29 protein-coding genes are annotated in these 23,991 nt (G+C 33.3%); 16 read left to right on the top strand and 13 right to left on the bottom strand.

What is annotated here, in order from left to right:
* Positions 1-7: 7 nt before the first annotated feature.
* The 7 genes from EZS29_RS02405 to EZS29_RS16295 all read right to left on the bottom strand — a co-directional run bounded on the left by EZS29_RS02405 (position 8) and on the right by EZS29_RS16295 (position 5,334).
* Positions 8-1,705, bottom strand: coding sequence for an ATP-binding cassette domain-containing protein (locus EZS29_RS02405; protein ID WP_130606161.1), 1,698 nt, complete (start codon positions 1,703-1,705; stop codon positions 8-10).
* The gene (locus tag EZS29_RS02400; protein ID WP_130606159.1) at positions 1,702-3,216 is read right to left on the bottom strand and encodes a B12-binding domain-containing radical SAM protein; all 1,515 of its coding nucleotides are present in this window, start codon (positions 3,214-3,216) and stop codon (positions 1,702-1,704) included. Before EZS29_RS02400 ends, EZS29_RS02405 begins: the two co-directional genes overlap by 4 nt.
* A gap of 66 nt (positions 3,217-3,282) precedes the next feature.
* Positions 3,283-3,921: a methyltransferase domain-containing protein gene (locus EZS29_RS02395; RefSeq protein ID WP_130606157.1), complete on the bottom strand. Its 639-nt coding sequence runs from the start codon at positions 3,919-3,921 to the stop codon at positions 3,283-3,285.
* A gap of 99 nt (positions 3,922-4,020) precedes the next feature.
* Complete coding sequence (locus tag EZS29_RS15840) at positions 4,021-4,176, bottom strand: hypothetical protein (RefSeq protein ID WP_172603734.1); 156 nt, start codon at positions 4,174-4,176, stop codon at positions 4,021-4,023.
* A gap of 144 nt (positions 4,177-4,320) precedes the next feature.
* Entirely contained in the window at positions 4,321-4,740 is a 420-nt protein-coding gene (locus tag EZS29_RS16300; RefSeq protein ID WP_425460365.1) for an IS630 family transposase, read from the bottom strand.
* A 39-nt stretch (positions 4,741-4,779) separates the two neighbouring features.
* Positions 4,780-5,130 carry a COG3415 family protein gene (locus EZS29_RS02385; protein WP_130606155.1) on the bottom strand — a complete coding sequence of 117 codons (351 nt, stop codon included), beginning with the start codon at positions 5,128-5,130 and terminating at the stop codon, positions 4,780-4,782.
* A gap of 6 nt (positions 5,131-5,136) precedes the next feature.
* Entirely contained in the window at positions 5,137-5,334 is a 198-nt protein-coding gene (locus EZS29_RS16295; RefSeq protein ID WP_130606153.1) for a helix-turn-helix domain-containing protein, read from the bottom strand.
* A gap of 936 nt (positions 5,335-6,270) precedes the next feature.
* Between EZS29_RS16295 and EZS29_RS02375 the strand changes: the two genes are divergently transcribed.
* Positions 6,271-7,032 carry a DUF1868 domain-containing protein gene (locus EZS29_RS02375; RefSeq protein ID WP_130606151.1) on the top strand — a complete coding sequence of 254 codons (762 nt, stop codon included), beginning with the start codon at positions 6,271-6,273 and terminating at the stop codon, positions 7,030-7,032.
* 394 nt (positions 7,033-7,426) lie between these two features.
* Here EZS29_RS02375 and nusG read toward each other — a convergent pair whose 3' ends face one another.
* The 4 genes from nusG to rlmB form a co-directional block, all read right to left on the bottom strand.
* Complete coding sequence (nusG, locus tag EZS29_RS02370) at positions 7,427-8,047, bottom strand: transcription termination/antitermination protein NusG (RefSeq protein WP_130606149.1); 621 nt, start codon at positions 8,045-8,047, stop codon at positions 7,427-7,429.
* Between the two features lie 32 nt (positions 8,048-8,079).
* On the bottom strand, positions 8,080-8,496 hold the full coding sequence (gene secE, locus EZS29_RS02365) for a preprotein translocase subunit SecE (RefSeq protein ID WP_172603732.1): 417 nt from the start codon (positions 8,494-8,496) through the stop codon (positions 8,080-8,082).
* Positions 8,497-8,624: 128 nt separating this feature from the next.
* Positions 8,625-9,560, bottom strand: a complete 936-nt coding sequence (locus EZS29_RS02360; RefSeq protein WP_130606145.1) for a laccase domain-containing protein — start codon at positions 9,558-9,560, stop codon at positions 8,625-8,627.
* Positions 9,561-9,570: 10 nt separating this feature from the next.
* On the bottom strand, positions 9,571-10,707 hold the full coding sequence (rlmB, locus tag EZS29_RS02355; protein WP_130606143.1) for a 23S rRNA (guanosine(2251)-2'-O)-methyltransferase RlmB: 1,137 nt from the start codon (positions 10,705-10,707) through the stop codon (positions 9,571-9,573).
* 210 nt (positions 10,708-10,917) lie between these two features.
* Here rlmB and rpmH point away from each other — a divergent pair, with 210 nt between their 5' ends.
* The 14 genes from rpmH (at position 10,918) to EZS29_RS02285 (ending at position 20,828) form a co-directional block, all read left to right on the top strand.
* Positions 10,918-11,070 (top strand): 50S ribosomal protein L34, encoded by a 153-nt coding sequence (gene rpmH, locus EZS29_RS02350; RefSeq protein ID WP_130606141.1) that lies wholly within the window; start codon positions 10,918-10,920, stop codon positions 11,068-11,070.
* A gap of 67 nt (positions 11,071-11,137) precedes the next feature.
* Positions 11,138-11,650: a 2-amino-4-hydroxy-6-hydroxymethyldihydropteridine diphosphokinase gene (gene folK, locus EZS29_RS02345; protein WP_130606139.1), complete on the top strand. Its 513-nt coding sequence runs from the start codon at positions 11,138-11,140 to the stop codon at positions 11,648-11,650.
* Between the two features lie 105 nt (positions 11,651-11,755).
* Positions 11,756-12,721, top strand: a complete 966-nt coding sequence (gene fmt, locus EZS29_RS02340) for a methionyl-tRNA formyltransferase (RefSeq protein ID WP_130606137.1) — start codon at positions 11,756-11,758, stop codon at positions 12,719-12,721.
* 134 nt (positions 12,722-12,855) lie between these two features.
* Positions 12,856-13,386, top strand: a complete 531-nt coding sequence (locus EZS29_RS02335) for a hypothetical protein (RefSeq protein WP_130606135.1) — start codon at positions 12,856-12,858, stop codon at positions 13,384-13,386.
* Between the two features lie 33 nt (positions 13,387-13,419).
* Entirely contained in the window at positions 13,420-14,109 is a 690-nt protein-coding gene (gene scpB, locus EZS29_RS02330) for an SMC-Scp complex subunit ScpB (RefSeq protein ID WP_130606133.1), read from the top strand.
* 119 nt (positions 14,110-14,228) lie between these two features.
* Positions 14,229-15,062, top strand: coding sequence for a PspA/IM30 family protein (locus EZS29_RS02325; protein WP_130606131.1), 834 nt, complete (start codon positions 14,229-14,231; stop codon positions 15,060-15,062).
* Positions 15,063-15,890 (top strand): enoyl-CoA hydratase/isomerase family protein, encoded by an 828-nt coding sequence (locus tag EZS29_RS02320; protein WP_130606129.1) that lies wholly within the window; start codon positions 15,063-15,065, stop codon positions 15,888-15,890. It begins immediately after the preceding gene.
* Positions 15,877-16,080, top strand: coding sequence for a hypothetical protein (locus tag EZS29_RS02315; RefSeq protein WP_130606127.1), 204 nt, complete (start codon positions 15,877-15,879; stop codon positions 16,078-16,080). Before EZS29_RS02320 ends, EZS29_RS02315 begins: the two co-directional genes overlap by 14 nt.
* Before the next feature lie 33 nt (positions 16,081-16,113).
* A complete protein-coding gene (locus EZS29_RS02310) occupies positions 16,114-17,073 on the top strand; it encodes an NAD(P)H-dependent flavin oxidoreductase (protein ID WP_216678704.1) in 960 nt (319 codons plus the stop codon).
* 233 nt (positions 17,074-17,306) lie between these two features.
* Positions 17,307-18,230 carry a flagellin N-terminal helical domain-containing protein gene (locus tag EZS29_RS02305; protein ID WP_130606125.1) on the top strand — a complete coding sequence of 308 codons (924 nt, stop codon included), beginning with the start codon at positions 17,307-17,309 and terminating at the stop codon, positions 18,228-18,230.
* Between the two features lie 44 nt (positions 18,231-18,274).
* The gene (locus tag EZS29_RS02300; RefSeq protein ID WP_130606123.1) at positions 18,275-18,679 is read left to right on the top strand and encodes a response regulator; all 405 of its coding nucleotides are present in this window, start codon (positions 18,275-18,277) and stop codon (positions 18,677-18,679) included.
* Between the two features lie 26 nt (positions 18,680-18,705).
* Complete coding sequence (locus EZS29_RS02295; protein WP_172603731.1) at positions 18,706-19,008, top strand: Hpt domain-containing protein; 303 nt, start codon at positions 18,706-18,708, stop codon at positions 19,006-19,008.
* A gap of 89 nt (positions 19,009-19,097) precedes the next feature.
* Positions 19,098-19,751, top strand: a complete 654-nt coding sequence (locus tag EZS29_RS02290) for a hypothetical protein (RefSeq protein WP_130606119.1) — start codon at positions 19,098-19,100, stop codon at positions 19,749-19,751.
* A gap of 15 nt (positions 19,752-19,766) precedes the next feature.
* On the top strand, positions 19,767-20,828 hold the full coding sequence (locus EZS29_RS02285; RefSeq protein ID WP_130606117.1) for a radical SAM protein: 1,062 nt from the start codon (positions 19,767-19,769) through the stop codon (positions 20,826-20,828).
* Between the two features lie 82 nt (positions 20,829-20,910).
* On the opposite strand, the gene EZS29_RS02280 is transcribed toward EZS29_RS02285, so the two are convergent.
* A complete protein-coding gene (locus tag EZS29_RS02280; RefSeq protein ID WP_130606115.1) occupies positions 20,911-21,399 on the bottom strand; it encodes a hypothetical protein in 489 nt (162 codons plus the stop codon).
* Between the two features lie 242 nt (positions 21,400-21,641).
* The gene (locus tag EZS29_RS02275) at positions 21,642-22,487 is read right to left on the bottom strand and encodes a chemotaxis protein CheX (RefSeq protein ID WP_172603730.1); all 846 of its coding nucleotides are present in this window, start codon (positions 22,485-22,487) and stop codon (positions 21,642-21,644) included.
* Between the two features lie 110 nt (positions 22,488-22,597).
* Between EZS29_RS02275 and EZS29_RS02270 the strand changes: the two genes are divergently transcribed.
* Positions 22,598-23,956, top strand: coding sequence for a tetratricopeptide repeat protein (locus tag EZS29_RS02270; protein WP_130606111.1), 1,359 nt, complete (start codon positions 22,598-22,600; stop codon positions 23,954-23,956).
* Positions 23,957-23,991: the final 35 nt, after the last annotated feature.

Raw genomic sequence — 23,991 nt, 5'->3', positions numbered from 1 at the left:
TAATCTCTTATTTGTTTATTATTCTATTATTTTCAACATGCAATCGCACGTTAGCTAATTTAAGCAGCGATTGATCATGCGAAGCTACAATAACGATGCTATTTTCCTGCCGCAGCCGCTCAATCACTTGCAGAATTTTTTCTTTGCTTTCGCTATCAAGACCACTTGTGGGCTCGTCAAACAAATAGATTGTAGCTTTTCGCAGCATAGCTCGAGCAACTTCAAGCCTTTGTATTTGCCCTCCGGACAGGCCACCTAAGTACTCATCGAGATCGGTTTCAAGGCCACGAGAAAATTGACTCAACGAAGCTAGCAAACCTACCTCTAAGAGAGTTTTATTGAGCTCTTCTGTGCTGCTATCAAAAGAATCATAACATAGGTTTTCCCTTATACTCCCTTTTAATAAAAAGGGTCTTTGGCCAATATGCGCTATCTGTGTGTCCACACTGCTGCCTGCATTTTTCACCACTATTGATCCTTGAGTTGGGGAATAAAGCCCCCCAATAAGATGGAGGAGAGTTGACTTTCCTCCTCCCGATTCCCCTGAAATCCCATAAATTTTCCCAGATTCGAAACATAAATTAAGCTCAGAAAATAACCATTGTTTCTCCCCTTGAGAGGTAAATGGGTAACGAAACCAAATATTATTTAATTCTAACGATACTATTTTTGAATCTAAGGAGCTAGTATTTTCTGGAGTTTCCCAAGAAGATTGCTTAAAAACTAAAAGATTTTCGGCCGCCTCAAGCATTCTCCTGATCCGCTCAACTGATGTCGCGCATTTATCAATCTCAAAGAAAAATTCTATCATTCTATCTGCAGAAATAAAGAACTCTCTCGATAATAAAAATAACAAAAATAAATTAACCCATGACAAAGAACCAGCCGGGTAATAATAATTCATCGCTAATATTGCTATGATTGTTACGAAGCTCACAATAGCAGTAAGCATAGATATTTTTCCATGTGTTGTATAAATAAAATCATTGTGATTTTTTAATTTTTCTGACGCATTATCGTATTTTAATTGATACATATTGGCAATACGATTCATCCTAATAGATGCGGCATTGTCTATGATCTGATGATAAAATGCTGTTACTTTATCAAAGGCAATATACATTCCAGGAAGAGCCGCTTCGAGTTTGACTTGATTAAGTTTTCGAAAACCAAGAATTACAGAAAGCGCAAAAATTTCTATGCATATCGTTCTAAAATCCAACAAGGAGATTAGGATACAAGAAAGTATAAGACGTATAAGCAAACTTAAGTTAGGTAACAATTTTTTGGTATTAAATTGAGCAAATAAGTAAGTGTCTTTTGTATAAACAGAAGTATAATAGCCTTTTTCATATTGCGAAAAGTTGTCATACGGCATTGTTAAAATAGCTGAAGCCACTCTTGCTTTAATAAAAACCTGCATTCTTTGAAAACACAATTCTGTTAACTGAATTATCAAAGGATTTAAAATTGTAATGGCAAAATAAATTAATATAAGAGGAATGATAATTACGCTTGTCGTGTCCTTTATAAGATCGTTGCCTCCGATCCCCATCCGTTCATATTGAAAAATAAAGATACACGTCCCGAGAAAAGCTTCCACCAATAAAAGAGCAAAATATAAATAAAGATAAGAGCTCTTGTTTTCTAATAATAATTTAATGGAAAAATATATTGATTTCTTAATTTCTGAGAAGTTTTTCATTTTTGTTCTACCGATTTTATTATTGATCTTAATGATTGAATCTGCTTAAACACTAAGGGACGTATCTGCTTATTTTTAAGATATTCATAGATAAACGTTCGATTCAAATCTTTCCATATATAAAATATTTTTCGAGCTTCTTCGTTTATAAAATCCCAACTAAATCCTCGAAAAATATCACCAGAAAGAAGATTTTGCCTTTTTGCTCGCAAATATATGGGTGTTCCTTTGAATATATCCAATTTAAGCATTGGTGCAGTAGTTTGTATATTATCATATTTTTCAAATATTTCTGTTAAGTAATTCAAATTAAAAAGCATCTCTTCTTTAGTAACCCACGGATGAAAAAAAATAAATCCAAATTTAACTCCTATTCTCATTTTATTTGTAAATTCTAGACATTTATATATATCATCAATTGAAATTTTCTTATTAAATAAAACTTGAGTAATTGGGTAAAAATTTTCAATGCTAAAAAAAATATTTTTTAGACCATTTTCGCATAGAATTTTTATCTGACTTTGATAAGTATTAATATCTTCAATTCTAGTAGTAATCGAAAATTTAGGATTTCCTAGTTTTTTTGCACCAGTTAATAACATATTTACTTTAGCATCAACATCATAAGTAGAAAAAAAATTATCGTCAACTACAGTAAAATTTTCAATTTTTTCAGATTGAAAAAGGTTAAAAATATCTGAAAAATATTCTTCTGAAAAATCTCTATATTTATGACGAGACATAGTTATAATTGTACAGAATGTACAACTTCCAGCACAACCTCTTCCTAATGATACTGTATATGTTAAGTTTGATCCAAATTTCTTTAAATAGTAAGAATAATCTGGCCTTTTTAAATGAAAAAGGTATTTAGAATCAAATCTTTTAGTTTTGGTAGGAGCTTCTATTAATTTATTAAAATAAACAATAGAATCAATTTTTTCAAAGTCTATATCATTACTATTCTCTAACGCTTTTAATGTTGATAAAATCGAGTTTTCACAATCACCTACATGAATGAAATCAATTAGACCTTTCAGCTTACTAATCAACTCTAATGAATTCATTTCTGCAAAAGGCCCTGCTATCGAAACATATTTAAAAGATATACTTCCATGTTCTTTTTTTAATAACAAAATTGTTCTCAAAAATTCTTTTAGCATAAAATTATTTGCAATATATCCACATATTAATGTGGTAGGATTAATATGCAATATATTTGAGAGCTTATGATCTTCGAACTGGCAAATATAATTATCTAAACATTTAACCTGACAGCCTTTTTCTTCTAAATAAGATTTAATAATACACATACCTAGAGTTGGCATTCTATTTTCACAAGTTAATGCATGTTGTACATAGGGTATATAAAGAGTTACTGATTTTTTAGAAAATATTTTTCCTATTATTTCTTGTTCATTTTCAGCAATACTCAAATCAAATTCATTTGAGGGAAACATACATGATATTTGATTAAAATTAATATCTTCTATTTTTTTTGAAATATTCATCGAGTTTTTCCAGCATTATAAACTTCATATTTTATCGAATAAAACAAAAATATTTCCAATTAATAATTAATTTTTACAATTAATTTGTTCTTTTTTTATAATTCTAAACCAAGCATGATTATTCTGAACAGATTGAATTATGTTATAACCATTTAAGGCTGCAAATGTATTTATTTCATTAGGGTCAGCTTGATTTCTATGACAAGAACCAAGTAAACTAAAAGATTTATCTTTCATTTTCACTGTATCTAGACCATGACCGGAAATAATAATATAACCATTTTTTTTAGTGCATCTTAAGAGTTCGTTAAAAAGTTTATAATGATCAGCACAATCGTCAATCATAAATGGGGCAACTGTTAATTCAAAAAAATTATTAGGAAATGGTAATTTAGTAGCATCTCCATATACTGGAACAATATGTACATTACTCGAAAGGCACAAGTCAGGATCTGAAAAAAATGAATCCGAGCTTCGATTAAGAAGATCAATTAAAACAATTGTTCTTACAGTATTAGGCAAGCATTTATTCAAAATGCATTGTCCGATACAAGTTTGCTTTTTTGCAACTCCTTCACCTACACTCAATATTGCTTTCGGTTTTAATAATGAGATAAAATTAAAAATTTTTCGTCTAATTTCATTCATTTCTTCAATTTGTCGAATAATTTGTTCATTTAATAACATATCAACATTCACAGACATTTTAAAATATAGCCTTACAACAATTTTACGTTTCTAAAAAATCTATGCACTCAATTATAGATAATAAGAAAATACCTTTTAATCTCAACAGAGTGCTACCTATTTTTCTGTGTCCGAAATTTTATCAATTGCTGAAATAAAATTTGGAGTCGGTTCATCTATCCATCCATAATCTCCATAACTCATTTCTTCTGCGGCAAGATCCTCACCAAATAAATCATAAATTAAGTTATTAATTGAATTTTCTGCTTTCATATACTTTACTCCATTTTTTGAAAATTTTTTTTAAAACATCTGTGAATCAATTTTTTTAGTATCAAATTAAATTTATTACATCAATCATTATAAGAAATTATTTTAAAATTCATAATAACAATTTTAAATTTATTAAATAATTATTTATATAATAAATTTAAACATTATTTTATTAAAATTATCAATTAATGTTTGAATAATATCTTCTATTTTTTCGTATAATCTAAAAGACAAATAATTTCTCTTTAAATAACTCCACAATCTTTCAATATGATTTAATTGCGGACTATAGGGAGGAAGAAAGTGTAAAGTAATATTTTTAGGTACAACAATCTTGCAATTATTATGCGCTCTTGAGCCATCCAATATCATTAGTACATGTTCACTCCTCTTTATTTTTCTTGAAAAAGCATTTAAAAAAATCTGCATATTCTCACTGTTTAAAGTTGGCAGAACAAGCCCGAATCTTTTCCCAGTTTCAATATTTATTGCTCCGTATATCCAAGAATTTAAAAAGCTATTTTCATTCTTATACTCAGAAAGAATCCCTTTTGGACTCCAGATCCTTGACGTAATTGTCTATTGCCCAAATCTACTTTTATCTTAATAATATTGAATAACTTTGTTATCCGAATACTTGTTTTTTACCTTATCTAAAAATTTAGATAAGTTTTTTCTCCATTCTGCAATAATTTCTGGATCATTTTTAACATGTAATGGTCTCTGTTTGACTTTTCTTAAACCTATTTTCTTACAAAATGAATAAATGCCAGATCTACTAAACTTTTTACTATTATTTTTATATATAAGATTTTTTATAATTTCAACACGAACAACTTTTGCATGTGAATCCTGAGAGTTTTTTAAAATTAACTGCTTTTTTAAATCAGAAACATCTACCAAGTTTAACAAACTTTTCCTACCCATACTTGCTTTTTCTAAAAGATTCATCATTCCAATTCATTTTAATTTTCGTATTTTTTGGTACAACGTTTTGGCGCTGCACTTCAATAACGCTGATATTTCTTTCACTTTAATGTCCCTTAAATAGAGCAGAATTATAACAAATCTTCTTAGAAGTTGTGCGGAGAATTTTTTATTAAGATGTCTCTTTAAAGTTTCGTTAAAATGAGTTACTATCTTCAAAATTTGCAGCATTCCTTTATTATTTCAAGTGTAGATGAAGTGCTGCATACCTTTTACACGAAGAGTTTTAATTTATAAAACTTTGCCTCTAATTCCATTTTTGATTAATTTTATACTTTTGGGAATCTATTCTTTTGAAAAAATTTTTAGAATCTATAGCACCGAGTGTATGCCCTTGCTCCTCAGGAGCTTCTCAGCAATTAATTTGTTCGAACAATTTTTCACGGATTTTCATAGGATTGATTCGCGAAATATTCTAAAATACTGAAGATTACTTGACTTTTTGCAAGTTTCTCAAAAAATTTGAAGAGCGTGTAATTTTCCTATTTTTCCTAAAAAACTTTCTGCTAGATTTAGGTTGAGTATGAACTTACTTGTTTTCTTAAAGTTACTTCTTAGCATAAAAAGAATGTGATCATTTGATGAGTGCATTCTTTTCTCAAAATAATTATTATTATCCAATAATTATAAAATATTAAGGATTTTTCGATGAAATCATCGTATAAAAAATCTTATTATTTCAATATGTATTCTTCCATACTTTTTTTTCCAGCATGCAGTCGGAACGAATTAAAAGGCACCTCTAATTTTAATATCTTTTCGAAAATACGTGCCAATATGCTCATGAATTTAACAGAGTTTTAAACTTAGAGCAGAAGCTATCACACGCTCAAAATACAAATGAAAAACTGTTTTTTTCTGCAATGGAAACCATATATATGTCAATACTGATGAGCAGATGAGTAAGAAATCGAAACTTGGTCATTTTGGAAGATATAATGATTTTTTTTAGTAAAATTATAAACTTAAATTTTGATATTTGCAAAAAAGAATCCCAAATTGAATTCAAGGCATATTTTAAAAGAATTTGTTTAATCTTCTATGAATATTTTTTTTCTTCATTTATAATCAAATGTAATCAACTCTAATCTGTAGGATAAATTATTTATGAGTATGTACTCGCGGATCCTCTTTGCATTCACTATACTGCTTAGACTTATTTTTATCTTTTTGATATTAATTTCTTTATTTTTCGCGCAATTATCCTATGCTGAATTGAAAAAAATTGATTCTTCAGGTAAATATTCTCAATTTCCTGGCATTACAGTGATTTCTAAAGTTAATAAAGATAATCATAAAATGTGGGACGAAATTGAACAAAAACTAAGTCAAGATCAATTAATAACTAAATATTTCTCTCTCCTTCCAGCAAAAAGTTATCATATGACAACAATTAACCTTTTTACAAAAAGAAATCATGGTGGTCAAAACGGAAAAGATTGGAATTCTTTTATAAAATTAAAAAAACCCTTACTTAAAAATTTAAAAATATATCTCGAAAAAAATGCTTTTGAACCTCATTTAAAACGTGTTGAATTATTAAAAACAAGAGTCACTAGCGTAATATCATTAAAGGTTCCTCTTGAGTATGCGCAAATGGAAAAGATTCAAATGACTGCAGCTCATTTCTCTTTAGAAAGTAAAATTCCAAAACCTTTTCATATTACATTAGCTTATGCTTATAAAAAAATCCCTAAAAAAATATATTTAAAGATTATAGAAAATATAAATAAAATATTAAATCCTATTTTATATACTTATAGAGACAAATCTGTCACCTTTGAGGTTCCAAAAATTAATTATTTCCTTGATATGACTGCATATAACGAATGGAATGAATCTATTGATAAAATAGAACCTCAAAATTAAATTTATTAATTTATTTGTTCGATCAATTTTTCATGGATTTTCATAAGACTGATTAAATACTTCGAAAAATAGATTTAAATTATCGTAGTAAATGTAGCAGTTGATAGAGAGAGTCAATAATCATTGCAACTATTGAGTCTTCCATATAACAATATGCCAAGCCCCCCTCTTCCCATGGACTCGCCCAAAGCCAGCTTAATGATAATAAACTGACCCAAATCGCTTTATTTTCAGAACCACAAACATTGAGTGAGAGAACTTCCCGTGCTGGGCAAATTTGAAAGCATTATTATAAAATACAGAATTTTTTTCCGCATAAAAAAACGAAGGCTCCAACTTTTACAGTCAGAGCTTTCGTTTTTTTTATTAGATACAAAATGAATTGATTCTTAAATCACTCACCGTCTTTTAGTTTTTCAACCTTGCTGAACTCAAGTTCAACCGGTGTTGCACGACCAAACACAGAAATAAGCAAACGCAATTTCATTTTGTCAGCCTTAACTTCGTCGATATCACCCACAAAGTTTGTAAATGGCCCGTCAATAACTTTAACCTTTTCACCTTTTTCAAAGGCTGTAACTGGTTTCGCAGGCGATGCCTTGGTGGCTTCTGCAGCACGGTTAAAGATACGGCTGATTTCTTCATCGGGCACTGGTTTTGGATCTTGATTGGCAGCAGAACCTATAAATGAAGATATTTTTGGTGTGTCTTTCACACAACCAAAAGTCGCTTTATGCACAGGATCCATTTGAACAAATAGATAGCCAGGCATCATTTTTTGCTCAACCTTCTTTTTCTTTCCACTTTCGTCGATTTTTTCGATGGTCATGGTTGGAATTAAAATTTGCCCAAAATAATCTGTCATCTTTAGCTTTTTAATACGCTCTTCAAGAGTCGCTTTTGCTTTCTTTTCCATACCTGACTGTGTCAAAACAGCATACCATTTGAATCTTTCATGAGAAAAAGAAGATGGCGCAGTGGATGCGTCTGTTTCATTTGTTTTGTGTTCTACCATGAGTTTTTTTCCTCAAAAATTTTACTCTATTATTATGCTGCTGTAGACATAATTAAATTAATTATCTTTAAAAAGACAGTGTCCGCTAAAAAAAGCACAATAGATGCAACGATAACCAAAGCAATAACGATTGCAGTGGTTTTTTGCGCTTCTTTAAAAGTTGGCCATGCTACGCGAGAAAGCTCATCCCCAACATCAACTATGAATGTCTTTAACTTTTTATTCAGAATCAAACCAACGGTCACTAGCAAAGTTAAAACCGTTGCTACGACTATGCTTACAGTCGTAAAATTGTGATTCTGAAGACTAAAAATACTTGATACATTTTGTGGGAAATAATGCTTTCCGAGAAAGACCCAAAGTGAATAAAAAATATACCAGAAATATGCTGCTATAATACCATACAAAAGAGCTGCATAACGATAGGCAATGTTCGAAACTTCATTCATTTGCTTTTGTTCTCCTGTCGAGTCAAGCTTTTCAGCCAAACGTACCATAAGTGTGAGAGCTAACACGGTTCTATTTTATTGAGCAAGACAAATCATGCTCACAAAGCTGCCAAAAAATGAGAATCTCCTTATAAATTTCGATTTAACAAGGGGAGTCTAAGATGTGTCCATTGGCGAAAACTCTTGTCAGTCTTTTTGTGAGTCGCTTCTCGAAAACTAAATAGGACTGGATGACTATACGTATTCTCGCGTAAAATCTCAATGTTTCGTTCAGGTATCCCTGAAATCACGCATTCAAGGGCAGCAAGAAGTTGCAGATCGGGAAAAATTTTAACTACATTGCTATTGGGTGTTGCCAAAGATATATGCTTACTTTCAATCAAACTCTTAAAAGAATTCTCCTTTTTAAGATCAATCAGCTCCAGATAAAGATCTTCAAAGGAATCTTGGTTTTGATACTTTTGCAAAAGAAGATCTTTATGTTGCGTCAATGCCTGCAAAACATCTTCTCCGCATTCATAACTGACAGCAAAAATAGCTGGGGCAATATGAATGTGCAGATTTTGCAAAAAATCTTGCTCTGCATAACCGAGACGCAAAGCTTCCTGTATAATTTTATCTAAAGTGTTTTGTAAGATTCCTGAACTCAAACCCCGCCAACCCGCATGCGCTAATGCCCCAATAAAGCAGTATTTATCTTCAAAGCTGAAAGCCACCGCTAAACAATCCGCAGTGCGAATTGCTAAATTTTCTTTCATTCCATGTAAAGGCTGAGTCGATAAAGACTTTTCAAGGCAAATATAGTGAGAATCGGCCTCGCTTTCGTCACCTGCTGGCACCACCCGATTGCTGTGACACGCTTTTAATAAATAGGAACTTGTTAAAGGTTCATTTAAAGTAAAAGCAATTGGGCAATTGAGCCCAGAAACTGGAATATTTTTATTAGAATCTTGAGAAAATGGAGCCTCTTTTAGTACAACGGTCTTTGGCAAAAACCGCTGTACAAAAGATTGCGGGATATAAGTTGGATAATCATTTAAGTTTAAAGAAACTAAAATTTGCATAAAACCAACATTATTTATTGAGTGAATGCACCAATACGCCTGTCGCCACGCTTACGTTGAGAGAATCAACTGTACCATGTCCACCCGGTATTTTTACGACATAATCACAGTTTTTAATGACTTCATTGCGCAAACCTTTGCCTTCATTGCCCATCACAGCAACCCAAGTTCTGTCCTTAGGTAGGTCATTCAGCGAGGTAGCATCTTCACTTAAAGCGGCTCCTGCAATCCATGAACCCGCTTCTTTCAATTGAATAAGCGCGCGATTGATATTCACTGTCGGAATAAGAGCAATTGAAAAAGCTCCACCAGCCGAAGTTTTTAACACGAGGGAAGTGATATCCGCTTGTCTGTCATTGCCATAAACGATAAATTTGAGGCCAAAAAAGGCTGCACTGCGAATAATAGCACCAAAATTGCGTGGATCTTGGATTTGATCGAGGACAAGTCCGACACAACCATGTTCCGAATTCTCGTTGGCACTTTTAATAAATTCAATGGCATCAACGATATTTTGCGTTGGATATTCGGGAATTTTGAGACAAACACGTTGGTGGTTTAAATCTTCTGCAGCATCGGCAAGAGGCCAGGTTTCTTCAGCTGAAGTGTGCGGAATAACTTTGATGCCAAGCAATTGTGAAGATTCGACTGCTGGTTTCAACTGTGAAGGCGCTTTGCCCGCTTTGTCTACAATGATGTGCAGTGTGTATTTTTGATTATCGATTTCTTTATTTTGATGTAAATTTGACAAAAATGCTTCGACTGTCCGTCTACCCCAAATAAAGAGCTCACGCGGCGCTCTGTCGTTTGAGCGTTCTCTTCTTTCTGGTCTTTTTGAAAAGTTTGCTGATTTTTCAAGAGTGCTGCGACCTTCTTTAACCTCACGGGTAAAACGACTTCTTGGGTTTTGTGGTCTTTCTGTGCGAACAGGTCTTTCAGTTCTTGTTGACCGCTCTGTTCTGAGCGGTCTTTCTGAGCGGTTTGATCTTTCAGTTCTTTGTGGTTTTTTATGTGAATCATCGCTTTTACGCGCTGATTCTCTTGAAAAGGAAGGCTTTTCACCCCTTTGTGACCTTGAAGATTGTTTTGCTTTGCCAACACGTTCTTCTCTCTTAGGTGAACGCTCTTCTCTTTTTCTAAAAACCATTTTTAAATCTCTTTCGTACTAAAGTAAAATGATGTTAACGCATCAGGAAAACAAGCTATGCCACAGGATACAACAATGTCAAAAACTATCTTCGCTTAACAACTTATAAAGAAGAATAATTCCCTTTTTGCAATTTTTAAATTTTACTCTTGCGCTAACTTTAGGCTTGTGCTAGCAACAGGATTCCTGTGACTTGAGAGGATTTTCACTATGAGTAAAAGAACATTTCAACCTAGCAATAAAGTTCGTAAACGCAAACACGGCTTCCGTGCGCGCATGGCAACTAAAAATGGACGCAACGTTATCAAACGTCGTCGTTCAAAAGGTCGCACTCAACTTGCGGCAACCGTTTACTCCAAGTAAATGAGCCATTTACAAGCTTAAAAAGACGCATTCATTTGCGTCTTTTTTTTTGGACCCCATTCTTTTTATGAAAAGCAACTATAATTTCGCTTATAAATACATTCTAGCCTTTGGTTCCAATCTAGGCGACAGAAGGAAGAATTTCTATAAAGCTATAAAGTTACTAGATAATAAAATTAAAATCCGCACCCAAAGTGAATGGATAGAGACAAAACCACTTGTCCATGCACTTTACAATACCGATGATCACGAAAATTATTTGAACTTCGTATGTATCGCAGAATCTGCACTACCTCCCGATGAACTTTATGATTTTATTGTAGAAATTGAAGATCTCATCGGTCATTCCAGAGAAAGTAGATGGATGCCACGCAATCTCGATATCGATCTCCTCTTTTGTGCACGAAATGATTCGAAAGAGTTTGCCAATTGCACACCCTTTCCATTTAAAAAAGCACCCGATTTTTCTGTGCCACACGTTGATTATTTAAACCGTGATTTCTGGCGTGAACAGGTCGAAAATGAACTTAAAATCAATGAAGCCACTTTACTAAGGCATTTTAAAACAGAATTATTTTAAAAAAGCCTTGACGCCCTTTAACAATAGCAAATATTCAGCTAAAGTAGCGCTCAGCACCTCATTTTAGTGCTTTTTAATTAATTATTAACTAGAGTTATTCAACTTATGCATACAGATAACCGAAAAAAAATTGTCTTTCTTGGAACCCCTCAAGTGGCAGAAATTGCTCTGCGAATTCTACTCGAAGCCCAGCAATTTTTAAAAGTTATTCTTGTTGTGAGTCAACCCCCGAGTCGCTCTGCCCGCGGAAAAGGGGAAACCCCCTCACCCACCCATAAGCTAGCTTTTGAAAAGGGTGTTCCCGTTCTCACTCCTCAATCCGCAAAAGATCCCGAGTTTCTTGCTGCAATTAAAGCTTTAGAACCAGACCTCTGCGTGACTGCTGCCTATGGAAATTACTTGCCCAAAGCCTTCTTAGAAATTCCTAAATATGGAACCTTGAATATTCATCCAAGCCTTTTACCTCTTTACAGAGGAGCATCACCTGTCCAAAGAGCTCTTGCTGACGGTGTGAGTCAAACAGGTGTGAGCATCCTCTTTTCTGTGGCAGCAATGGACGCAGGGCCTATTGCTGCTCAAGAAGAATATGAATTGAATAACTCCATAAAAGCTCCAGATCTGCTCAATATTTTATTTGAAAAAGGGGCACATCTTCTATTAAAAACCTTGCCAAAACTTTTCTCAAACACTTTAACTGCGCATGAGCAAGACCACACAAAAGCAACTCAAGCAGATAAAATTAAAGTCGAAGAAAGTTTTCTCGATTTCTCCCAGCCTGCTTTGACTCTCCATAACAAAGTTCGTGCCTTTGCAGGCTGGCCAAATACAAAATCTTCATTTAATTTGAACAATGAATCTATTGAGATGAAAATCATTACCACCCGAGTTTCTGAGAACTTAACAAATATGAAAAAAGGTGATTTGATTTTTACACAAAAGTCATTAAATATTTGCTGTGGAGACTCCCAAATCCTTGAAATACTCGAGATGCAGCTTCCCGGAAAAAAGGTCATCTCTGCTGTTGATTTTCAAAATGGATTGAGAGGGAAACAGTTAAAATTAAATCTGTAAAATCATTGATTTAGTCATTTGATGATGCGCTGTTTTGGTGTATGAGAATACTTAGAGGTTTAGTTTCTCAGCAATAGTAACTGTCAGGTAAGTGTGCTCGGCGGAAGCTTGCTAAAAACACAAGGAATGATGAAATGGAAAGCAAATTTAGCGCTTTAATAAGCAATATTAAAAATATTAATTCTGCTTCAATCGTCGATACGTTCAAAAAAAACCAAGAGAATCTGCATCCAAAAGCCGTCCTCCAATTTGCCCGTAAAGCGGTGGATTCAGCCCGTTCTTTTTCCAAAGAAGAAATTAATGTTTTACTTGGTAAAGCAAATGATCTTGGACAAAAAACAAATGCAGAAATAGAAAAGATTGTGACTTCTGCTGTTAAAAATATTTTAAAAGAACAACCTCAAGATCAAGCAACGGAAGAAGTGAGAAAAGAAATTACCAAAATGCTTGTTGAACATAACAATGGTAAAAATCTTCTTCCTATAGTAAAATATGTTAATAGTGTCTTGCTAAATAATGCACCAACAAGCCTTGAGGCATTTAAAAACTTCAAAAAAAATATTGGGCAAACACTTATATCTGATGCAAAAAAACGCATTGCTGATAGAAATATTATCGACGCGCAAATTATACCTGAAAAAAAAACTCAAAAAAAAAGAGCATAGCAAAAAAGAAAATTAATTAAGCATTAGGAAATTATGGAAGAAGAAAACTTACTACAAAACACAGAGAAACTTCCCAAAAAAGAAAGCAGTATTTATACAAAATCTGCTTTCGATATTCTAAAAACAAGGGTTGAAGCCATTTTATTCGTTGCCGATTCAGCTTTGGAAGCGGGTGAAATTCGCGCTTGGATTGGGGAAGTTTCTCTTTCGGATGTGCGCATGGCTTTGCGAGCGATCGCTCTCGATTATGAACACAGAGCGTTTGAACTCGTTGAGGTCAATCACAAATACCAAATACGGACACGCGAAGAGCATCTGCCGTTAATTAAAAAACAATATGCAGGGAAAGCTCGCTCATTAAGTAAAAATGCGCTTGAAACCCTAGCGATCGTTGCTTACCGCCAACCCGTTACCCGCGCACAAATCAATGCTTTAAGGCAGGTTGATAGCTCCTCAATTGTCCAAACTCTGAAAGAAAAAGATCTTATTTACGCATCTGGAACTCGAAAAGAAGTTGGCAATCCATTGGAATACAAAACAACAACTAAGTTTTTAGAAGTTTTTGGCCTCACAAGCCTCAATGAATTACCAAACTTACGTTCACTCCAATTAAATTTGGATGAACAGAAAAAAGCTACTCTTGCTCTAAACTCTCTTGAAGAAAAAGACGACGCCCCTCCCACTGTAGAAGATATCGGTTATTCAGAAAATGATGAATCTTAAATAAAGTTAGAAATTATATTGGATCCTTAACAGAATTAAAAATGACTGGTATTATTCCGAGCAACTCGCCACTGAGACGGAATACGAATCGGGGGAAACTAGGAATATTGGAGGGAAATATGGGTTTTTTAGATAGCTTAGGGCGTTTTTTTTCAAGCGCATTTGGACTTGCAGAAGGTAAAACACAAAGGATGGCTGACAAAATGGTCACTTCCAATGCCGATGCCATTCGCTCACAATTTCGCAAAACAAAAGAAGATTGGAGCAAAGATTACCAAGAAATGCGTGAAGCCGTTGCAGAACTCATTCGTATACGTGAAATGAAGGCAGAAGAAGTTAAAAAGATCTCTAGGGAATCCGAAGAACTTCAACAAAAAATGGCAGGTGCGATCGAACTGTATAAAAAAAATCCCGATGAGCGATATAAAGCAGCTTATACACAACTAGCTGATAAATCTGAAAAGAATGAGCAAAGGGTCAAAGAGCTTGAAGCTGAAATCATCGAACAACAACAAGCGATCGAGCGCTACAAAGTCAGATTATTAGAACTGCAAACACAAATAGATTCCCTCAATAAGGAAGAGGCAGAAACAGTTGCAGATATTATCAGCAGTCAAAAAATTAAAGAGCTCAACGATCGCCTTTCAGGATTATCCGTAGATTCTTCTTCTAAAAATCTTGAAGCCATCCGCAATGCTCGGCAAAAATCAAAAGCTGTGGCAAAATTATCGACAGAATTAACAGGTGCCGAAAAAACAGATCTTGATAAAGAACTCAGTTTAGCGGGATCTCGTTCTAAACATCTGTCCGCATTCGACGATGCTGTGAGTTCTAAAAAAGCAACGATTAAAAATGACCCTTTTGCAGAATTACCAAGCAGTTCTAACATTTCATATAATAAAAAAGATACTGTAGATATCGAACTCAGTAAGCTTACGTCAGGAAATAAATAGATGATAAAACTTGTTGATGGAGAAGATTTTTCAATAAATATAATCAATAATATATGCTTTATTACATTTTCTTCTCCATCCACGCGCAATGCTATTAGTCTGCGCATGTCAGCTGTTATGCAAGAAATATCTTGGAAAAAAGAAAACAATTTATCAATATTTCAAAAATTTCTTGCCGATAATAATTGTCTATTAATTGTGGTTCAATCTTCTGTCAAAGGCATATTTTCTAGTGGTGGAAACCTTTCAGACCTCAAAAATGCTTCCAAGGAACTCTGCCAAAACTATGCTTCATCCATAAAAGCATTCTGTAAACTCCTGCACAGCTGCTCCATCCCTTCCGTTACCTTATTAGCGGGCTCAGCCTATGGAGGCGGAGCAGAATTAGCTTTAGCGACTGATTTTAGATGGAGTATTGGGAAAAAATCAGATTTGCATTTCACCCAAATGAGATTTGCGATTCCTGCAGGGTGGGGAGGAATGTCTAGACTTGCAGAACTTTGTCCGCAACTCTCACACAAAAAAATATCTGCCATGATTATAGGGAGACATTCCATTTTTTACGAGCAGATGGTCAATCTCAATTTGATCGACAACACTTTTCTCAACATAAAAAACTGTTACCGCGCTCTCAATGAATGGCGTGATAATATTGAACAGGCTCCCCTTGATATCAGAAATGATCTTATGCATAGACTTAATATTAAAGAAACATATCAACTTGAAGAATATGACAATGAGATTTTCAATAAATATTTTTTAAATTTTGAACATAAAAAAAGAATAACTACATTCTTTGCAAAAAGAAATAACAATGCAAAAGATTAAACCAACCAAATTCTTTATACTCGTTCTTTTTTCTTGTTCTTTTTATTCCTGTGGTTTTAAACTCGATCCATCGCCTCTTTATCCAACTCATATTTCAAAAATTGAGGAAGAAACAAATAAGCGGAAAAAAGAATCTCAGAAAAACTCTTCCAATCAAGAAGCTCCATCTGCTAAAAAAGAAAGTGAATAATCTTCTCTCAACTTAGATGAATGGAGAATAATAGTGAATACAGAATTAATTAAATGGCCAAAATCAAGAATTCTTGAATTATTTGATATTGAAAATCCAATTGTCCAAGCTGGTATGGTTTGGGTAAGTGGTGGGAAATTAGCTGCAGCAGCAGCAAATGCAGGGTGCTTAGGTCTTGTTGGCGCAGGAAGTATGAATCCTGATTTATTAAAAACACAAATTAATAAGGCTCATGCACTGACGCAAAAACCTATTGGTGTAAATATCCCTCTATTATATGACAAAACCGAGGAACAAATAAAAGTCGCCCTAAACGCTGGGATAAAAATATTTTTTACCAGTGCAGGTTCCCCTAAAAAATGGACTCCTTTTTTAAAAAAGGAAGGATGTACTGTCGTTCATGTTGTAAGCACCCCAGAGTTTGCCCAAAAAAGCCAAGATGCAGGCGTCGATGCCGTGGTTGTAGAAGGCTTTGAAGCGGGAGGGCACAATGGACGTGACGAAATAACAACCCTCGTTTTGCTGCAACAATTGCAAAATAAATTAGCAATCCCTTTTATTATAGCTGGAGGGATCGCGACAGGCAGCTCCATTCTTGGAGCTCTTGCCATGGGTGCGGAAGGAGTTCAAATTGGCACAGCCTTTGCAGCAACAATAGAAAGCTCTGCTCATGAAAACTTCAAACAAGCTATGTGCAATGCTCAGTACAATTCTACTTTTCTTCGCATGAAAAAAATTGTGCCCGTGCGTTTGCTTGAAAATGACTTTGCCCAAAAAGTAGCCCAAGCAGAAAATAACTGCGTTTCAAATGAAGAACTGCTTAAACTTCTTGGCAAAGGAAGAGCTAAAGAAGGAATGCTCAATGGCAATTTGCAAGAAGGCGAGCTTGAAATAGGTCAAATTGTTTCTGAAATTAAAGAAATTTTAAGTTGTACCAAATTAGTTCATAAATTAAAAATGGAATATTTAGAAGCTCGGAATCGTATTCTATAAAATTTGATAAAAAAATAAATAATAAAAATAATCTCATTCATTTAAAATACATAATTTTATAAATAAAAATATAATTCATTTTTTTTATTAATAAATCCTAAAGTGAACCAACATTAATTCGATTAAAGGAATGCAAATTTGATGCAGTCAAAATTATTGCATCCTGCATAAGAAAAAATTAAAGATTTTTTCGCGCAGCAGGATCATGGTTCATAGTCAGGAGGTTAAAAACTATGGGTTTCCGCATTGCAACTAACGTACAATCTTTAAATGCACAACGTAACTTAAATATTAGCAATGATATGAATAATCTTGCAATGGAAAAACTGTCTTCAGGTTTTAGAATTAACAAAGCCTCTGATGACGCTGCTGGACTCGCAATTAGTGAAAAATTAAAAGCTGACTATCGCGGGCTTGTAATGGCTAGACGTAACGCGAGTGACGGTGTTTCGTTAATTCAGACAGCTGAGGGTGGTTTGAATGAAATTGGAAATATTTTAAGTCGTTTGCGTGAACTTTCTGTGCAAGGTGCAAGTGATACGATCGGTAATATTGAAAGAGGATTCCTTAATAAAGAATTTTCACAATTAAAAGATGAAATCACACGAATTTCAAAAACTACAGAATTTAACGGAACACTTTTGCTCGTAGGTAATCAGGACAATGTGCCTGATGAAATTAAAAAGAGATCAAATGAATACCCACTCGAAATTCAAGTTGGTAAAAACTTTTTTGAAAGTATTGATGGTAAAGATCAAATCAATCCAACTGATATCATCCGCATTGACTTAAGTAATGTAAATGCAACGGTTGATGAAGAAGGACTTAACCTTGGTACATCTGAAGAAGATGAAAAATCAAGTGTGAATACAAAAGATCATTCACAAAGATCTATAAGTGTCATCGATGACGCGATAACAAAAGTTTCAGGTTATCGTGCAACAATGGGTGCGATTCAAAGTCGTCTCAATTCTACCATCAATCAGCTCAGTATTCAAGCTGAAAACAATGCTGCAAGTAACAGCCGCATTAGAGACACTGATTTTGCAGAAGAAACAGCAAAACTCGCACAAACTTCCATACTGAAACAATCTGGTGTTGCTGTTCTCGCACAAACGAATCAAACACCAGCACTCGCAATCCGTTTGTTAGGATGAATTATATATTTCATCCTAACAATTTACTCTTATAGCAGGATATTATGGATGAAAAGAATCTTCCCAGTAAAACAGAAAAAACAATTCTTATAGTAGACGATAATGAAGAGAATCGTCTACTCATGTCTATTTATCTGAAGAAATCAGCATATAAATATGAATTTGCCCAAAATGGTGAAATTGCATTTGAAAAAATTAGAATAAAAAAATATGATCTGATCTTAATGGATGTACAAATGCCGATAATGGATGGCCTCATAGCGACCCGTGCCATTCGCAAATGGGAGGTTGATGAAAAAAGAAACGCAATCCCAATTATTGCAATCACAGCAAATGATTTACAAGAACGAGGTGGGGAAACCTTGAAGGCTGGCTGCAATGCACATATAACAAAACCGATTAAAAAAAATGATTTTCTCAGCGAAATAAAAAAATATCTAGATTCATAATTTTTTCTATAAACTGGATGGACAATATGGGGAAAAAAAACTCGCTTGTTTTAGATAAAGATTTTGAAGAAATAATCCCTGAATTTCTTATAAAACGTAAAAGCGATATCGCAATGATACGCAAAGCATTAGAAGAGCAAAATTTTTCTTTAATAGAATCCCTAGGGCATAAATTGAAAGGCACCTGTGGCTCTTATGGCTTTAAGGAGTTAAGTGTATTAGGGAAAAAAATTGAAGACGCTGCAAAGATAAAAAAAGAACCAAATATTTTAAAATCAATTGAAAAAATAGAAAATTATATAGCAAATGTTGATATTAAATTTGAATAATTAGAAACCCATACGAATGTCAATTTTCCGACGAATTTTATACTCATCATATAGCTTTATAATATAAAATATTTCTGAGGTATATCATCATGAATTCTAAAAATCTAAAAAAAATTTTAGCTTTTTTAACATTGATTTCAGCAAACTCAACTTTTGCCCAAAACACTGTTAATGAAAATTCCGATAAAATTTTGGTGAAACCTCAAGAAAACAGTGCAAATAAAATTGCTAATTATATAAAATTTTTGAAAAATCTAAAAAGCAAAAGTGGCAAAAATTTTGATATCGAAAAAAACAATCAAGATCTATTAAATATGTCTAAAGATCAATATTTCATAGAGCTCGTTTCGAGAATTCATAGAAGAATGCAAATTATTTCACAAGATGAAAAAACATTAAAACAAAAAAGCATAGATAAAAACTCAGATGATTATAAAGAACTAGTTGCTGATTCAAATGAGTTAAAATCATATATAAATAAAACATATCCAAGTTTTTATAACACTTTTTCACTCATATCTAAAGATAAGCCATCTCTTTCAAAAATTAAAAACCAAGGTTCACCAACAAATCAAATTTTACTTTACAGCAATTCAGCAAACACCAATGCGGCTGTAAACGCAGAAGCCTATGCCAATGCAGTGGCCATTGCCAATGCTGTTGCCGTTTCCAATGTGGCAGGTGTCACAAATGCAGTTGTTGCTGCTGAAGTTTTTGTTGTATTAGCTGTTTTCATCATCTAAATTAAAAGAAAAAATATGTTTATACTTCCCACAACTCTTTCATTGATAACCACTCATCATTGCACTGCAGCCTGCGAACATTGCTGTTTTGCTTGCAATCCTAAAGTTACGAAAAGAATTCCCAAGGAAAACTTAAAAAGCCTCATTGATGAAGCGGCACTTATTCCGACTCTAAAACTAATTTGTTTTACGGGAGGTGAGTGTTTTACCCTGGGCAAGGAGCTTGAAGAAAGAGTTTTTCAAGCACATTCCCTTGGTTTTCGTACCCGCTGCATAACAAATGGTTACTGGGCTTACTCAGAGGCTGCGGCTGAAAAAAAGCTGACTGATTTAAAAAACTGTGGATTAAGTGAAATAAATTTTAGCACGGGCAATTTTCATCAGAAATATGTAAAAATTGAACGGATTTTAAATGGAGTAAAAGCTGCAGTAAGAAATGATATATTAACAGTTGTAAATATTGAAATATGTAATGAATCATTTGAATTAAATAATAATATTTTTTTTGCAGACCCTGACATAAAAAACTTCATTGAAAATAAAAAACTTATCATTCAAAGAAATGTTTGGATTAAATCCGATGGAGTCAAAGAGATTTCACATCCCTCGAGTCGCTCACGCTTTTTAGAGCAAAATAAAACACGTTGCAATACTGTTTTAAACGTTTTGACAGTCACTCCCGATCTTGACTTGAGCTCTTGTTGTGGACTTCATTTAGAAAAAATCGGTGAAATGAAAATCGGAAATTTACGAAATAAATCTCTTATTGATATTCTAAAAACGACACCTGATGACTTGATAAAAATGTGGATCCATACCGATGGACCTGAAGCAGTGCTTGAAGCAAGTAGAAAAATAAATCCAAATATTGACTTACCTTTATCATCGACCCATCCATGTGAAACATGTTTATTTTTATACAGCAATAAAGAATCTAAAAAAGTATTAGCTCAAGCCGCTTTAGAAAATGAAAATTATATTATGGATAGATTTCTAGAAATTTTGAGTTATAAAATTTTTGAAAGTGAAATAAATGAAAATATTGCAAAAAATTATAATAACAATCAATATCAATAGTATAAATTAAAAAAGATCAAAGCATTTTCTTTGATCTTTAAATTTGCCTCGTCCCTGTATACTTTTTTTTAATTATTTATTTTTAATAGAAATATAAATCGTACTTAGGAGTTATACAATATTTTTTTAAGCCTGAATTTTCAATACCAAGCTGAAGAGCTTTAGCCCCTTGAACTTTAACTCTCTCACTAAATCTTGCATTGATAGCTTCTGGTATGCCAGAATTGACTTTATGAGTTACTTGCTCAATATTACCACAATTACCTGCATTAATTTTTCCTGAGATTGAAACATCTGTCTGATAACTTCCCACGAGAGGGATTTTAATCATCTTAAAAACAGCATGATCAACATTTATCGAGACCAAACGATTTTGCTCATCTAATTCATAAGTCCCAGAAATTCCTACTGGAAAAGTCGAATCAACTTCGCCTTTTTCAAAAGATTTAGTCATAGCAGAAATAATTTGACTGATATTATCTTTATTAATAACTGTATCTAAATTATAGGTTTTTGCATAAACAGTACTTGAAATAGCTGAAAGCAATAGCAAAGAATACTTTAATTTCATGAATATTTCCTTTTATAATAGAGACGAGACTAATTTAATCTAGCACTGTATTTTCAATTATCAAGGGATTGATATATTATTTTTCTGGTAATCTTATATTATTATATTATGACTTTAGCGTAACAAAACTTAAATATTCAATTGTCATGCGCACCCAAATTTTGAATAAATTACAACCGCTCAACATTAAATATAGTTATTTAGATATATATAATTATTTATAATATATATATCTAAATAATCTAACCCCAAAAAAAGACAAAAAATGGTTTCTTTAAATATTCAAAATGTAAAGCAACTTTGGGATGCCCAAGTTTTGCTAATAATTCTGTTGGATTTCCTTGATGAATTTCGGGTAAGCCAATTTCAAAACTGTACCCTTCGCTTTTTAAAGTTAATTTTGATTTTCCACAGATTTGATTGCAAATTTCACTTGTCACATCTTTAATATCCGCATCATTCACCTTCCCATCCTCTGGCATCATAAAAACTGCCTTCGTAATAGCCTGTGCAGCTTCTAGCGCCATACTAAACGCCATTGCTCCCTTTCCTTTATCGCGAGATAAGGGCATTTTTCCCGCAATAACGATTGGTAAAGTCATTCCAGCTTCAATCACAGGTTTCAAAAATGTTGGATCATTTTTTGTATTTGTTTTTATCACTTCTTTGGTTGATTTTATAAAAGCGTTTAAAACTTTTACATCAAATATTGCAAACTCCTGCGCCAAAAAATCTTTTAGACTTTTTGATGAAGCAGGCAAATGAGCACCCGTTTGTTGACCTTGATTTGAACCCGCTGCTGACGAAAGTGTCGCAGCACTTGCGATCGAAGTTCCTAAAGGGGGGTGAGGTTGATGAGAACCACTCACATGACTTATTCCAGAAGATTTACTTGATAATTTTGCTTCAATTGCTTGAATATTGGTTTTAATTTCTAATACATGTTCCTTTAATTTAGCAACATCCTTTTTCAAGTCTTTCTCTTCGCCAAGAAGATCTTTTTGTGTTTGCAAAATTTCCATAATTTTATTCATAATATCTTCATAGTATCTATCTAACTTTTTTTCTAAGGGGTTTTGGCTTGACATTATCCCTTCATTCTTTCTGTCTGAATTTAGTAAGCATTGGTAGCAATTAACTGACATAAAGAGATATCGAGCGATTATGATAAAATCTAAAGGATCGGACGGAGGAGAAAATGACACAATTTGCATTTAATCATATTATGGTTGTCGATGACGATCCAGATATTCTTTCACAAGTTGAAAAAATATTTGTTAAATTAGGAAATAAAAATTACAAAACATTTTTAAGTGCTGATAAAGCACTCAAGGAATTAGAAGAGTCACAAGAGTTTTATGATTTAGTGATCGTCGATGTGCGTATGCCAATTTTTTCGGGTATAGCCCTTGTTCAATATATAAAAACTCATTCTGAAAAAAAAGTTAGAGAGACATTTTGCGTTCCATTAGTTGGGAGTATTGGCAGAGAAGATAAGGCCATTCTTTCTGAATTTAGTTTTTTTGAAACAGTCACTAAGCCTATTGCAGAAAAGGCATTTATTGCGCGTCTCGAAGAATTAGGTGAACAACATAAAAATCCCAATAGTGATAAAAATTTTCAAACTCAATTTAACAATGCTCTTATCGATAAAAAATATAAACAAGCTGAAGATCTTATTTTGCCAAGAATTAAGCAAGATCCAAAATCTCTTCGCTATTTGACTTTATATGCTGAACTCTTACTAAGAGCTCAACAAATAAAAAAAGCGGAAGAGTTTTTAAATAAAGTTCTTAAAATTGACCAGAATCATATTATGGCTCTAAACTTGATGTCAAAAGTATATATTAAAACAAATCGCTTTGACGATGCCATGAAAGTTCTTGAAAAAGCAAAATTATACAGTCCACATAATATCGATCGATTGCTTGTGATTGGCGAACTGCATTTAGGATCTGGAGAAGCTGATAAAGCTGAAGAAAACTTTAGTTCTATTTTAAAACTAAATCCAAATGATGAACGCGCAACTTATGGTTTAGGACGCGCGCTCGCAACTCAAGGCAAAACGGATGAAAGTAAAAAAGTTCTAGCAAACTTAAAAAAAGGAGCTGAACTTGCAAGTTTTTTTAATAACAAAGGAATCCTTTTAGTCAAAGCCGGAAAATATGGTGAAGGCGTTACTTTATATAAAAATGCTATTAAAGTTTTAGATGACCAAGTAAGAGAACATTTATTACTATATAATATTGCCCTCGCATATTCAAAACTAGGCGATAATCCAAAAGCATTAGATTATGCAAAAAAAGCAATGGAAAAATCCCCTAAAGAATATACTAAACCTCAAAAACTTTTAGATCGATTACAAAAAGAAGCTAAAGGAGATCCTGCACAAACTCCTAAACCCCAAGAAGCACCAACTCCAGAAAGCAAAGAAAAATATTTATTGACAGGTGCACAAATGGATTTCATTATGGGTGGATTTGAAGAAGTTAAAGCACCAGAAACACCCGCTCCCTCACCAGCCGGCGAGGAAGAGTTTATCACCTTTGGGACTTGAATCTTCTTATAATTAATTCAATTAAATATTTATTA

The sequence above is a fragment of the Fluviispira sanaruensis genome, from assembly GCF_004295685.1.
GTDB classification, from domain to species: Bacteria; Bdellovibrionota_B; Oligoflexia; order Silvanigrellales; family Silvanigrellaceae; genus Silvanigrella; species Silvanigrella sanaruensis.
This window is presented reverse-complemented; position numbering and strand designations above follow the sequence as displayed.